Origin of the sequence: Aeromonas sp. FDAARGOS 1416 (genome assembly GCF_019048085.1) — a bacterium.
Classification (GTDB): Bacteria; Pseudomonadota; Gammaproteobacteria; order Enterobacterales; family Aeromonadaceae; genus Aeromonas; species Aeromonas veronii.
On record NZ_CP077301.1, the window covers coordinates 1,420,183 to 1,432,827 of the forward strand.

Consider the following 12,645-nt stretch of genomic DNA (forward strand, 5'->3'; position numbering starts at 1 on the left):
TGACAGAGTTCGCCAAAGGTGGCGGGGACGAAACGGGCAGGGTCAACCCTGCCGTTTACGCAGTAACAGTTGCGCCAGCAGCACCATCCCGAGGGAGGCGACCAGCATCAGAGTGGCCAGGGCGTTGACCTCGGGGGAGACACCCACCTTGACCATGGAGTAGATCTTGAGCGGCAGGATCTCGTAGGCCGGGCCGGTGACAAAGGAGCTCACCACCACGTCGTCCAGCGACAGGGTAAAGGAGAGCAGCCAGCCCGCCATCACCGCCGGCAGGGCCAGCGGCAGTATGATGCGGCGCAGGATGATCCACTCGCCAGCCCCCAGATCCCGTGCCGCCTCCAGCATCCGCACATCAAAACCGCACAGCCGCGAGTAGACGGTGATCACCACAAACGGCAGGCAGAAGGTGATGTGGGCAATCAGTAGCGACCAGAAGCCCAGCGCAATGCCGGTCACTACAAACAGGGTCAGCAGCGAAATGGCCATCACGATATCGGGGGACATCATCACCACAAACAGCATGCCGCTCACGTACTGCTTGCCGCGAAAGCGATAGCGAAACAGCGCCACGGCGGTGAGGGTGCCGATCAGGGTGGCTGCGGTGGCGGTGAGGGCGGCGATAGTCAGGGAGTGCTGGGCAGCCTGCATCAGGCTGGCGCTGGCAAACAGCTTCTCATACCAGCCCAGGGTAAAGCCGCGCCAGTCGATGCCATATTTCGACAGGTTGAAGGAGTTGGCGATCAGCACCCCGATGGGCACATAGAGATAGCCAAACACCAGCAGCAGGAACAGAGCTTTCAGTGCGCGCATCATGCCAGCTCCCCCTTCTTGCTGAGCAGCTTGCCCGCCCGCCAGTAGCAGTAGACCAAGAGCGCCATCAGCACCGTCAGCATCACGCTGATGGCCGCGCCAAAGGGCCAGTCACGGCTGTTGAGGAACTGGGTCTTGATCAGGTTGCCGATCAGCAGATGTTTGGCGCCACCCAGCAAGTCGGAGACATAGAACATCCCCATGGCGGGCAGGAACACCAGCAGACAACCGGCGATGATGCCGGGCAGGGTGAGGGGCAGGATGATCCGTACCAGCCGCTGCCAGCCGTTGGCGCCGAGATCTCGCGCCGCCTCCAGCAAACGGCCATCCAGCTTCTCGATGCTGGAGTAGAGCGGCAGCACCATAAAGGGGAGCAGCACATAGACCAGCCCGATGATGACGGCCACCTCGGTATACATCATCTGCAGCGGCCGCTCGATAAGCCCCAGATCCAGCAGCCAGCCGTTGATCAGCCCCCGGGTGCCGAGCAGCACTTTCAGCGCATAGGTGCGGATCAGGGAGTTGGTCCAAAACGGCACCACCACCAGAAACAGCAGCAGCGGGCGGATACGCGCTGGCAGATGGGCCAGCAGCCAGGCAAAGGGGTAGCCCACCAGCAGGCAGATGGCGGTGGCGAGCAGCGCCAGCCAGAGAGAGTGGAGCAGCACCTCGAAATAGAGGGGGTCCAGCAGGCGGCCATAGTTGCTCAGGGTAAAGAGCGGTGCGATAAGCTCGGACTCGTCACGAGTCAGGAAGCTGACGCCGACGATCATCAGGTTGGGCAGGAAGACAAACAGCGTCAGCCAGCCGAGGATCAGCGCGATGGCCCCGTTGCGAAAGCCGTTGTGGGCAAAGCTGTGCGGTACCCGCAGATTAGTGAGGCTCATAGGGCAGCACCACCTCCCAGCTGTCAACCCAGTGGATCGCCACCTCCTGACCCAGACGGTAGTCAAAATCGGGGTCATCCTCGTCGAAGAACTCGGAGATAAGCAGCTGTTTGCCACTTTCGAGCTCGATCACCGAATCCAGCGTCGCCCCCTTGTAGTTGCGCTCGCGGATGTTGCCCCGCAGCGCACCGCTCTGATCGTCATCCTGATCGAGAATGCGCAGATCTTCCGGGCGCAGCAGCACCAGTACCTTGTCGTCTGGCTGGAATGGCAAGGTGGTATGGAGCAGGCATTCGCGCCCCTCTACCTCGGCCTGCCAGATACCGGGCTCGCGCTGGCTGATCAGCTTGCCATCCATCACGTTGATCTCGCCAATAAAGCGGGCCACGAACAGGTTGGCTGGCGACTCGTAGATATCGCGTGGGGTGCCGCGCTGGATGATCTTGCCGCCCTCCATCACCAGGATGCGATCAGACATGGTGAGCGCCTCTTCCTGATCATGGGTAACGAAGACAAAGGTGATGCCAAGGCGACGCTGTAGCGCCTTGAGCTCGCTCTGCATCTGCTTGCGCAGCTTGTAGTCGAGTGCCGAGAGGGATTCGTCGAGCAGCAGCAGGCGAGGCTTGTTGACCACGGCGCGGGCGATGGCGACCCGTTGTTGCTGACCGCCGGAGAGCTGATCCGGGCGGCGGTTGGCCAGCTCGGTGAGCTGCACCATGGCGAGGGTCTCCTCGACCCGCTGACGGATCTCGCTGGCCGGTACTTTCTGCATCTCGAGGCCAAAGGCGACGTTTTCAAACACCGTCATATGAGGGAAGAGCGCATAGCTCTGGAACACGGTGTTGATGTGCCTGTGTTCGGCGGGGATATGGGTGATCTCGTCACCGGCCAGATGGATGGTGCCACCGTCGACCGATTCGAGCCCGGCCAGCAGGCGCAGCAGGGTGGTCTTGCCACAGCCGGAGGGGCCCAGCAGGGTAAGAAATTCACCGTCATAGATTTCAAGGTCAAGGTCACTCAGGATTACCTTGCCATCGTATTTTTTGCTGATCTTGTTCAGCGCGACAATTACCTGTGGATTGTTCATCATCCGCCAGTCTCACCCCAGCCAGTGGCCATCGTGTTGAAAGAGGGCCGCATTCTATGCAGCCGACACATGAAATTAAAGGCTTTTTGGCCCGAATTAGCCGCAAGTGCGCAGGAAAAACGGCTACGAATAGCAGACCAAATCGCTATAATGTGCCACCTGATTTGGTCGTTTTCGATATTGGATAGTCAATTGAGTAATAAAATGCGTATTGGCGGCTCCCTTGAGCAGTCTCTGAACCAAGGCTACCGCCTTGATCTGAAAGGGGTCATCCAGGAGGGATGGCAACAGACCCGCCGTACCGGATTTGGCCTGCTGCTGGCGATTGTCGGGGTGACGGCGATCTGGATCCTGCTCAGCAATGTGCTGCTGTTGCCCTATCTGGGGGATGACAGCCAGATGAATGTGGCCATGGTGCTGAGTCTGCTGATGACGGTGGTGATGGCTCCCATGACCAGCTCCCTCGATATGCTGGGGTTGCAGCAGTCGGTCGGGGTGCGCGCCCGCGCCAACCAGGTGTTCGACTTCTTCCGCCACTTTGTACGCCTCGGCATGTTGAGCCTGCTTGGTAGTCTGCTCACCAGCCTGTTTGGCCCGCTATTCGATCTGCTGGGATTGCCCGCCGTACTCTCTTTTATTCCCTCGGCCCTGATCGGCATGGGGCTGCTCTTTACCGTCCCACTGGTGCTGGAGCGTGGCTTGACGCCGCCCCAGGCCATTTTGGTTTCTCTCAAGCTCTTTGCGCGCGGCTGGCCCAGCATTGTGCTGTTCCACGGCGTGATGACCGCGCTCTTCTTCCTGGCTCTGATCCCCATGGGGTTGGGGCTTATCTGGGTGGCACCGCTCTATTTCAACTGCAAGGGGATCCTCTATCGGGATCTCTGCGGGGTAGGTGTAGAGGTTAACGAGGTGACAGAAGGCCCCAACCATTTCAATGCATGATGCAAAAGGACGTTGAATGACCCGTCGATATGGAGTGACCCAAGCCTTGCGCCAGAGTCTGCTGGCCATGCTCTTGCTGCCTGGGCTGGCGCTGGCTGAGCCGGTGCTGGATCTGCAATACAGCACCTTCTACAGCCAGATGAAGACCTTTGCCAAAGGGGAGTTTGGTCACGCCAGACTGGGGTTTTATCTGACCGATCCGCAAAATGGTCAGCGCTGCGGCCTCACCTTTGCCCGGGTTGCAACCGACAGCAAGGAAGTGGCGGGCGAGGTAACGGTCGATAGCGAACTGCGCCTGCCTTTTGATGAGGATCTCAACCTCGACAAGGGGATAGTGACCGTCGGCCTGAAAGAAGAGCACGCCACATGCGATATGACGGTACAGGTGATGGCCGATGCGCCGAACGGGCCCGAACTGCCACTGGCCGAGCTGGCGGCCCGTCAGCAGCAGATGCAGTCGCTGCTCGACAAGATGGCGGGCATGGTCGGCAAGCACTTCCTGCCGAAGATGGAAGGGGTGCGCATTACCCTGGTGCAGCAGATCGGCACCGCCTATCTGATTGATGGCGCCCGTCAGGAGGCGCTGCCCTGGCAGGAAGGCCACCTGCTGCTGAGCAATGAGCAACTGGCCGCGTTCGCCACCGGGCAACTGCGCCTGCAGGGTGACGTGCTGCGACTGACCCCCTGGCTGCACAAGGGCTGATGCCGCTGTCACGTTGGTAAGAGGCAGATCAAGAAAGCAAAAAGGAGCGATGATCGCTCCTTTTTTATTGTTTGTGTGCCGTCCTGAATATGGTTTACACCTTTCCCCCCCAATAAATGGAGAACCCGATGGGACAAGGTGTGAAGCGGACACAGCGCGATGTTGCGTAAACATGGTCGGCAAGATTGGAGCCAGGGGGCTTCTGTGCGCGCCGGCAGGAGTATCACCATGCCTGACCCCGACAACCAGACGCCCGAGCAGCGTATCAAGGAACTCGAGCAACAGCTGGCGCTGATGAGCCAGAAGGCCCAGTTCTTTGAGGCCGTCGTCGATGTACTGAAGAATGACTACGGCGTCTCCATCGTAAAAAAGCGACCCGGCAAGTCCTCTCGCAGCGGCAAGTCGAGAGGCTGACCATTGTCAGGGCTTGCCTGTTTCTCGGGATAAGCCGGCAGGCTTACTACAAGCGCAATCGGGTCGCCGACGAGCGCCATGCACAGGGATTGCAGGTGGTGCGCTTCGTGCGTCAGGTTCGACTGCGACAACCGCGGGTGGGCACTCGCAAGCTGCATTATCTGCTGCAGGGTCAGGATGATGACGGGCTCAAGGTCGGGCGGGACAGGCTGTTTCGGATATTGACCGAGCACCGCCTGCTGGTGCCACCCAGACGGGCGTATCACAAGACCACCCACAGTTTTCACCGTTTCTACCGTCATCCCAACTTGCTCAAGGCGGGGCCAGAGCAGGTTACGCCGGTGGCCCCGGAGCAGGTCTGGGTTGCAGATATCACCTATCTGCCAGCCAGGAGCGGACCGCTGTACCTGAGCCTGGTGACGGATGCGTACTCACGCAAGATAGTGGGCCATCACGTGCACGAAGGGATGCATGCCGAATCGGTGGCGATGGCGTTCAAGAAAGCGCTGAAGCAACGGCGTGGCGGCGGGGAGCTAATCCATCACTCAGACCGCGGCGTGCAGTATTGCTCGGGGCTGTATCAGTCATTACATGAACGGTACGGGGTGAAATGCTCGATGACGGATGGGTATGACTGTTACCAGAATGCGTTGGCGGAGCGGGTGAACGGGATCTTGAAAGGAGAGTTATTGTTGCAAAGCCCGCAGGATTTGGCGCAAGCGCGGGAGATGGTGCGTGAGGCAGTGGATATTTACAACGCGGAGCGGCCGCATCATGCGTTGAAATACAGAACCCCCGATGCGGTACATAGGGGGTTCTGAGTAGAGAAATGCTAGTTGAAAATGTGTAAACCTATTTCAGGACTAGACATTGGCATTTGCCCTGTGAGCGCGGCTTAGCGCACTTCAATCACATCCAGCATGTCCATCTCGTCGATATCCAGCAGCGGCGCCTTTGGCATCTCGGGCGGATCAAACGCCTTGTCGCCGCCATCGATGATGCCGGAGTCGCGGTTGATGCTCTTGAAGTCAAACAGCTTGTGGTCGAGCAGGTGGCTCGGGATCACGTCCTGAATGGCGGTGAACATGGTCTCGATACGACCGGGGAAGCGGCGATCCCAATCCTGCATCATCTGCTTGATGGCCTGACGCTGCAGGTTCTCCTGCGAGCCGCACAGGTTGCACGGAATGATGGGGAAGGCTTTGACGTCAGCGTAGCGGATCAGATCCTTCTCTTTGCAGTAGGCCAGCGGGCGGATCACCACGTTCTTGCCATCGTCGCTCACCAGCTTGGGCGGCATGGACTTGAGCTTGCCACCGTAGAACATGTTGAGGAACAGGGTCTCGAGGATGTCGTCGCGGTGGTGGCCAAGGGCAATCTTGGTGCAACCCAGCTCCTGGGCGGTGCGGTAGAGAATACCGCGGCGCAGCCGTGAGCAGAGGGAGCAGGTAGTTTTGCCTTCCGGCACCTTCTCCTTGACGATGGAGTAGGTATCCTCTTCGACGATCTTGTACTCGATGCCGAGGGAATTCAGATACTCGGGCAGCACATGCTCGGGGAAACCGGGTTGCTTTTGATCCAGGTTGACGGCAACCAGATCGAAATGGATGGGGGCGCTGGCTTTGAGGCTCATCAGTATGTCGAGCATACCGAAGCTGTCCTTGCCGCCGGAGAGGCAGACCATGACCTTGTCGCCCTCTTCAATCATGTTGAAGTCGGCAATGGCCTGACCCACGTTGCGCCGCAGGCGCTTCTGCAGTTTGTTAAAACTGTATTTTTCTTTGGCGTTCAGCTCTTCTAGCATGCTCGTAAAACCCGGGACACAAATAAGCGCGTTATTATAGCCATGTCCCGGGGGAGGGCAAGGTGCCAGGCACCTTATGATTGATTGTGACGACTGTCGACCGGGCAGCTGTAGTCCGCCGGTTTGAGGATCAGGATGTCGCAGGAGAGGCGGTCAATCACATGTTCGGCGGTATTGCCGAGCAAAGCTGCAGAAAGCCCGGTACGGCCGACGCAGCCCATGATCATCAAGGTTGCCTTGAGCTCTTCGGCCATATCTGGCAACACCTCTTCCGGTAGCCCCTCTGCTACCCGGGTCCAGAGATGACCGATCCCGAACTTGTCGGCATGGCTGAGCAGCAGGCTTTCGTGGTGTTTGCGGATAGCTTCGTTGTAGGCGTTGGGATCAAACTCCGGCAGCTCGATGGCCACGTTGACCGGGGTGCCCGGGTAGGTGTTGACCAGATAGAGGTTGGAGCCCAGCAGCTCGGCGATGTCGCTTCCCTCCTGGGTGATCCGTTCATTGAGCAGTTTCTGATCCGGATCGTCGCTTGAGCAGTTGATGGCGGCGATGATGTTGCCGCCCCGTTGCCAGTGACCCTCCTTGACCAGCAGCACCGGACAGGGGCATTTGCGCAGCAGGTGCCAGTCGGTGGGGGTAAAGATGAAGGTTTGCAGGAAGCTGTGATGGTGAGTGGCTTTGACCACCAGATCGTGGCGCTGCTCCAGTACTTCCTGAATGACGCACTCGAAGGGACGATTGTGCCAGACCACCTTCACTTCGCATTCGATCCCCTGTGCCCGATAGGGGGTCAGGATCTCGTCCAGCCACTCACGTCGCTGTGAAATGACGCCGTCGCGCATCTCTTGCCGCTCGTCCACCGAGAGCATGGCGGTCATTTCATACGAGAAGTCATAGATGGTGAGCAGCAGGGTCAGATGGGCGTTTTCGTCCAGCTCGGCGACTTTGACTGCCCGTTCGAGGGCGATTTGACGCTCCTCTTCTGGATTGATAACCACCAGAATATTCTGATATTTGACCATCTTCTCCTCCTTGGAAAAGTCCAATGACAGCAGAATCTTAGCCATTACAGCTTAGCGCAGGAGGAGGGTATGGGGAACGTACCGGATCACATTCCAGAGGAAAGGATCCGGCAGGGAAAGCAGGAGAAAAGCGGGAGGGTAAGCGTAAAAATCAGCCGCAGGGCGGGCGAGTTGCACCGGCCATCATGCCCAGCGCGACCTGATCCAGCACGGTAATGTATTTGCCTTTGACGCTGATGAGACCGGACTTCTGGAAACGGCCGAGCAGACGACTGATGGTCTCGACGGTCAGACCCAGATAGTTGCCAATGTCACCACGGGTCATGGAGAGACGGAACTCCTTGGCGGAGAAACCGCGCTCGGAGAAGCGTACCGACAGATTGTGCAGGAAGGCGGCGAGGCGCTCTTCGGCATTCTTCTTGGAGAGCAGCAGGATCATCTCCTGATCGCCCATGATTTCGCTGCTCATCAGACGCATGATCTGCTGGCGCAGTTTGGGCATCTTGCCGGAGAGATCATCCAGCACTTCAAACGGGATCTCGCACACCATAGCCGTTTCCAGCGCCTGAGCGAAGGAGGGGTGGGCCTGCTTGTTGATGGCATCAAACCCGACCAGATCGCCAGCCAAGTGGAACGCAGTGATCTGCTCATCCCCTTGTTCGGTGATGGTGTAAGACTTGATGGTCCCGGAACGGATGGCATAGAGCGATTTGAATTCATCGCCAGCCTTGAACAGCTCTTCACCCTTCTGGATCGGCTTCTTGCGCTCGATGATGCTGTCCAGCTGATCAAGCTCGTTGTCGTTCAGAGTGAAGGGAATACAGAGCTGACTGATGCTGCAATCCTGGCAATGAATTGCACAGCCACCGCTCTGGATACGTCTGCCAGGTTTCTTTTCCGGGATCATAGGCTCATACGAATAATTGATTTATATCAAACAAGTTTACCATCAACTCATCCGTTTTGGATAGGGTTTCAAAAGGAAGCAATGCCAATCCAGAAGGTATGTACCCCGAACAAAATGAGCAGCAGGGCACCGCCAAGGCGCAAACTGCGCAGGGTGAGCCAGTATCTCAGGCGATCGGCAAGCCCGCCCAACGCAAACAGGGTGGGCAGGGTGCCGAGACCAAAAAAGAGCATGATGAGCGCACCGCCACTGGCCGAACCGGCCGCCGCGCTCCAGGTCAGCATGGAGTAGACCAGCCCGCAAGGCAGCCAACCCCACACCATGCCAAAGGGCAGTGCCTGCAAAGGCGAGGTGAAGGGGAGAAATTTGCCCGCCAGCGGTTTGATACGGGGCCAAAGTCTTGCGCCGAGCCGCTCAAGTAGCAAGATCCCTTGCCACCAGCCCGCCAGATAAAGGCCAAGCGCAATCATCAATAACGCCGCTACCAGGCGCAAGCCGGCAATAGCGTGTTTGCCAGCGCCCAGCTCGCTGGTGGTGGCGAGCAGGCCACCCACCAGTGCACCTGCGATGACATAGCTCAGGATCCGACCGAGGTTGTAGTTGAGCAGATAGGCGAGTCGCCCCCAAAAATGCTGCTTGTTGGCGGGGATCGCCATGGAGAGCGCGGCGGAGACGCCACCGCACATGCCGATACAGTGGGCAGAGCCTGCCAGTCCGACCAGCAGGGCGCCGGCCAGATCAAGGTTGTGGGTCATGGTCAGCAGGCTTGACGGTTTTGTGGGCAGGTTGCTCTTCGTCAAACAGGATGTTGGAACCCTGCCGGTCGAGATCTTCAAACTGCTCGGAGCGAATGGCCCAGAAGAAGACGACCCCGGCGATGATCACAAACAGTATGGCGATGGGGATCAGGACAAAAATTATATTCATGAGAGGTACCTTGGCGTTCATCCTTGGCAAGCGTCCCCTATGGTAACCCTGTTCGGGCAGGGGGCCAGCCGCTATCAGTGAGAAATGTGGCCTGCATCGGAGGCAGGCCACATTTTCAGCTATTTTTCGCCACCGGTCTCATCGGTTGAGGCGCATGGAGTTGGTCACCACGATGAGTGAACTGAGCGACATGCCCGCCGCCGCCAGATAGGGGGGGAGCCAGCCGCAGGCTGCCAGCGGCAGCACCAGCAGGTTGTAACCGATGGACCAGGCGAAGTTCTCGATGATGATCTTGCGGGTACGCATTGCCAGCACTCTGGCCTCGAGCAGTCGGCTCAGGTCATCGGCCAGCAGGATGGCGTCGGCGCTGTTTTTCGCCAGATCGGTGCCACCAGCCATGGCAAACGAGGCGTGAGCGCCAGCCAGTACCGGGGCGTCGTTGATGCCATCGCCCACCATGATGCTGATATTCCCCTGGGCTTCCCGGGCCTTGAGGTAGGCCAGCTTGCCATCGGGTGAGACTCCCTTGACCAGCTCATCCACGCCCAGCTCGCGGGCAATCTCGTCTGCCTGCAAAGAGCTGTCGCCAGTCAGCACGGTAGTTTGCAGACCGGCTGCCTTGAATGCCGCGATCAGCGCCCTGGCATCGGGGCGCAGGGTATCTTCCAGATTGAAGCGGGCCAAGACCTGCTGCTCGTTGGCCAGATAGATAGCCAGACCGCGGCCGCGCTCTTGCGCCGGATCCAGCCCAAGCCAGCGGGCACTGCCGATGCGGTAGCGTACGCCATCCACCAGCGCCGTGATGCCGTGACCGATGACCGGGGTGATCTCGCGGGCGGATGACAGCACACTGATACTGTCGGTGGGTAGCCGGAAGGCGCGAGCTATGGGGTGCTCTGATTGCGCTTCCATGGCCCGGGCGATGGCGAGGCATTGCGTCTCGTCCATCTCTGCCAAGGTGGTGGTGCCGGTCAGACTGATCTCACCTGTGGTCAGGGTGCCAGTCTTGTCCATCACGATCCGGTTTGCCTTGGTCAGCACGTCCAGCACATGACCACGGCGCAGCAGAATGCCGTTGCGGGTCAGATTGGCGGTGGCCGAGGTCAGCGCCGTCGGAGTCGCCAGCGACAGGGCACAGGGGCAGGTTGCGACCAGCACGGCGAGAGTGACCCAGAACGCCTGATCCGGTTGATGGAAGTGCCAGAAGGTCCAGACCGCGGCGGCAATGATCAGCAGCACCAGAATAAAGTGGCGCGACAGCTGATCCGCCATCTGGGCGATGGCCGGTTTATCATCGAGGGCATGATCCTGCAGCCGCATGATCTGGGCGATCCGAGACTCTTCGATACGGTGACTGACCCGGATCTGCAGCGGGGCATCCGTGTTGATGGTGCCGGCATAGACCTGATCACCACGCTGTTTGAGCAGGGGCAGCTGTTCGCCGGTCAGCATGGATTCGTTGAGGCTGGCTTGCCCTTCGACAATGATGCCGTCCGCCGGCAAAGTAGCACCGGCCAGCACCCGTACCCGATCGCCGACCTGCAAGGTCTTGGCCGCTACCTCATGTTCCCCTTCCTCATCGATGCGGGTCGCCATGATGGGCACCAGTCGCGCCAGGTTGGAGCTCGATTCCGACGCCTTGCGCCGGGCCCGCAACTCGAGAAAGCGCCCCAGCAGCAGGAAGAAGACGAACATGGTGATGGAGTCGTAATAGACCTCACCGGTATTGAACACTGTGGCCCACATGGAGGCGATAAAAGCCCCAATCAGCGCCAGCGACACCGACACATCCATCGACAGGTGACCCTGTTTCAGGCTGCGCCAGGCACCCACGTAAAAGGGCTGGGCTGAATAGATCATGATGGGGGTGGAGAGCAGCAGGCTTATCCACTTGAAGTAGACCATGAACTCATCTTCAACGCTGATGAAGAGATCCATGTAGAGGGCCACGGCGCACATCATTACCTGCATTGAGCCCAGCCCCGCCAGAGCCAGCCGGAACATATAGCTGCGCACCTCTTTGGCGTAGAGCGCCTCCTGTTGATGGGTCTGGAACGGGTAGGCACGATAGCCGATCTGGGCGAACCCCTTGAGGATGTCACTCAGGGAGAGCTGGTCCGGATCCCACTTGATGCGGGCCCGGTGGGTGGTGGTGTTGACGTTGATGTAGCGTAGGCCCGCCAGTGTCATCAAGTGGCGTTCGATAAGCCAGGCACAGGCGGGGCAGGTGAGCCCTTCAACTGTCAGCTGGATTTCGCGAAGGGTACCGCTATCGGTGACAAACTCCTGTTGCACTTCTGCCAGATCGTAGTGGGTGAGGGCGGCCAGCTCCTCGGGCACCAGATCCCCCTTGGTGCCGGGTGCGGTGCGGTGATCGTAGTAACTGGCGAGGCCGCACTCCATGATGGTTTCTGCTACAGCCTGACAACCGGGGCAGCACATGGGGCGAACAATCCCCTTTATCTCGAGGGAATAGCTACTATTGGCGGGTACCGGCTCGCCACAGTGAAAGCAAGGGCTCATGATTGATGCCCCCCTGAATGCAGAATGCAAGCAGCAGGGGCGGTGGCGAGCACCGGCTCGCCACAGTGAGAACAGCCGGTCATGGCTTAGCGTCCTTTCGGGTCGAGTTCGACAGGGGCCAGGGTGGGCAGCTGGACGGTCTCTTGCAATCGCCACTCGTGGTCAAAGGCATCGACCCGAATGTGCCACTTGCCGACCAGCGGCTTGTCGAAATGGAGGCGATAGGTGCCGCTCGCATCGGCGGTGATCATGTGTTCGCTGTCCTGACCGGCCAAGGTCGGGTGGAACAATGAGAGATAGAGAGCTTGCCCGGCAGGAATGTCACCGCTGATGGGTTTGAGGGTCAGCTCGTTGCCGTCAACTTCCAGCCCAAAGCGGATATTGAGGGCTTCGGAGCGGTCAAACTTGCTCAAGTCCTGATTGATCTCTTTCCCTTGTTTGTAATAGTCCTCGGCCACCAGATTGACCCCATCCTTGCTGGCGATGATGGCGGTGGCGATACTGCCGACAACGGCAGCAGTGGGGAGGGCGATGATAAACCAGGGCCAGAATTGGCGATACCACGGTTTGGATAGAGGTTGGGTCATGATTGCTACTGCCATGAAACGAATGATTAACG

General features: G+C 59.0%; 12 protein-coding genes and 1 pseudogene. 3 read left to right on the forward strand and 10 right to left on the reverse strand.

Features of this window, described 5'->3' with window-relative positions:
* Positions 1–42: 42 nt before the first annotated feature.
* The 3 genes from potC to potA are packed head-to-tail and all read right to left on the reverse strand — an operon-like array spanning position 43 to position 2,787.
* Entirely contained in the window at positions 43–813 is a 771-nt protein-coding gene (gene potC / locus I6L46_RS06265) for a spermidine/putrescine ABC transporter permease PotC (protein ID WP_005336644.1), read from the reverse strand.
* Positions 810–1,697, reverse strand: a complete 888-nt coding sequence (gene potB, locus I6L46_RS06270; RefSeq protein WP_216977668.1) for a spermidine/putrescine ABC transporter permease PotB — start codon at positions 1,695–1,697, stop codon at positions 810–812. The genes potC and potB overlap by 4 nt, the downstream gene beginning before the upstream one ends.
* Complete coding sequence (gene potA / locus I6L46_RS06275) at positions 1,684–2,787, reverse strand: spermidine/putrescine ABC transporter ATP-binding protein PotA (protein ID WP_005351940.1); 1,104 nt, start codon at positions 2,785–2,787, stop codon at positions 1,684–1,686. Before potA ends, potB begins: the two co-directional genes overlap by 14 nt.
* A 201-nt stretch (positions 2,788–2,988) precedes the next feature.
* Between potA and I6L46_RS06280 the strand changes: the two genes are divergently transcribed.
* The 3 genes and pseudogenes from I6L46_RS06280 to I6L46_RS06290 all read left to right on the forward strand — a co-directional run bounded on the left by I6L46_RS06280 (position 2,989) and on the right by I6L46_RS06290 (position 5,664).
* A complete protein-coding gene (locus I6L46_RS06280; RefSeq protein ID WP_005351939.1) occupies positions 2,989–3,726 on the forward strand; it encodes a hypothetical protein in 738 nt (245 codons plus the stop codon).
* A 16-nt stretch (positions 3,727–3,742) separates the two neighbouring features.
* Complete coding sequence (locus I6L46_RS06285; protein ID WP_216977669.1) at positions 3,743–4,429, forward strand: DUF2987 domain-containing protein; 687 nt, start codon at positions 3,743–3,745, stop codon at positions 4,427–4,429.
* Between the two features lie 128 nt (positions 4,430–4,557).
* Positions 4,558–5,664: pseudogene (locus I6L46_RS06290) on the forward strand (IS3 family transposase).
* 74 nt (positions 5,665–5,738) lie between these two features.
* Here the strand turns inward: I6L46_RS06290 and ttcA are convergent.
* The 7 genes from ttcA to I6L46_RS06325 all read right to left on the reverse strand — a co-directional run bounded on the left by ttcA (position 5,739) and on the right by I6L46_RS06325 (position 12,613).
* The gene (ttcA, locus tag I6L46_RS06295; RefSeq protein ID WP_128816148.1) at positions 5,739–6,647 is read right to left on the reverse strand and encodes a tRNA 2-thiocytidine(32) synthetase TtcA; all 909 of its coding nucleotides are present in this window, start codon (positions 6,645–6,647) and stop codon (positions 5,739–5,741) included.
* Positions 6,648–6,721: 74 nt separating this feature from the next.
* Positions 6,722–7,669 (reverse strand): universal stress protein UspE, encoded by a 948-nt coding sequence (gene uspE, locus I6L46_RS06300; RefSeq protein WP_204477066.1) that lies wholly within the window; start codon positions 7,667–7,669, stop codon positions 6,722–6,724.
* A 151-nt stretch (positions 7,670–7,820) separates the two neighbouring features.
* Positions 7,821–8,576, reverse strand: coding sequence for an FNR family transcription factor (locus tag I6L46_RS06305; RefSeq protein WP_005351934.1), 756 nt, complete (start codon positions 8,574–8,576; stop codon positions 7,821–7,823).
* Between the two features lie 68 nt (positions 8,577–8,644).
* Positions 8,645–9,331: a sulfite exporter TauE/SafE family protein gene (locus I6L46_RS06310; protein ID WP_058057692.1), complete on the reverse strand. Its 687-nt coding sequence runs from the start codon at positions 9,329–9,331 to the stop codon at positions 8,645–8,647.
* Positions 9,315–9,503, reverse strand: coding sequence for a cbb3-type cytochrome oxidase assembly protein CcoS (ccoS, locus tag I6L46_RS06315; protein WP_040065576.1), 189 nt, complete (start codon positions 9,501–9,503; stop codon positions 9,315–9,317). Before ccoS ends, I6L46_RS06310 begins: the two co-directional genes overlap by 17 nt.
* A 138-nt stretch (positions 9,504–9,641) precedes the next feature.
* On the reverse strand, positions 9,642–12,026 hold the full coding sequence (locus I6L46_RS06320; RefSeq protein ID WP_216977670.1) for a heavy metal translocating P-type ATPase: 2,385 nt from the start codon (positions 12,024–12,026) through the stop codon (positions 9,642–9,644).
* Between the two features lie 86 nt (positions 12,027–12,112).
* Entirely contained in the window at positions 12,113–12,613 is a 501-nt protein-coding gene (locus tag I6L46_RS06325; protein ID WP_043820362.1) for a FixH family protein, read from the reverse strand.
* Positions 12,614–12,645 lie beyond the last annotated feature (32 nt).

Bases quoted from the DNA above. Each gene is read 5' to 3' on its own strand.
- potB (WP_216977668.1), bottom strand. From the start codon at position 1,697: ATGAGCCTCACTAATCTGCGGGTACCGCACAGCTTTGCCCACAACGGC.
- I6L46_RS06325 (WP_043820362.1), bottom strand. From the start codon at position 12,613: ATGACCCAACCTCTATCCAAACCGTGGTATCGCCAATTCTGGCCCTGG.
- I6L46_RS06310 (WP_058057692.1), bottom strand. From the start codon at position 9,331: ATGACCCACAACCTTGATCTGGCCGGCGCCCTGCTGGTCGGACTGGCA.
- ttcA (WP_128816148.1), bottom strand. From the start codon at position 6,647: ATGCTAGAAGAGCTGAACGCCAAAGAAAAATACAGTTTTAACAAACTG.
- potA (WP_005351940.1), bottom strand. From the start codon at position 2,787: ATGATGAACAATCCACAGGTAATTGTCGCGCTGAACAAGATCAGCAAA.
- uspE (WP_204477066.1), bottom strand. From the start codon at position 7,669: ATGGTCAAATATCAGAATATTCTGGTGGTTATCAATCCAGAAGAGGAG.
- I6L46_RS06305 (WP_005351934.1), bottom strand. From the start codon at position 8,576: ATGATCCCGGAAAAGAAACCTGGCAGACGTATCCAGAGCGGTGGCTGT.
- I6L46_RS06280 (WP_005351939.1), top strand. From the start codon at position 2,989: ATGCGTATTGGCGGCTCCCTTGAGCAGTCTCTGAACCAAGGCTACCGC.
- ccoS (WP_040065576.1), bottom strand. From the start codon at position 9,503: ATGAATATAATTTTTGTCCTGATCCCCATCGCCATACTGTTTGTGATC.
- potC (WP_005336644.1), bottom strand. From the start codon at position 813: ATGATGCGCGCACTGAAAGCTCTGTTCCTGCTGCTGGTGTTTGGCTAT.
- I6L46_RS06285 (WP_216977669.1), top strand. From the start codon at position 3,743: ATGACCCGTCGATATGGAGTGACCCAAGCCTTGCGCCAGAGTCTGCTG.
- I6L46_RS06320 (WP_216977670.1), bottom strand. From the start codon at position 12,026: ATGAGCCCTTGCTTTCACTGTGGCGAGCCGGTACCCGCCAATAGTAGC.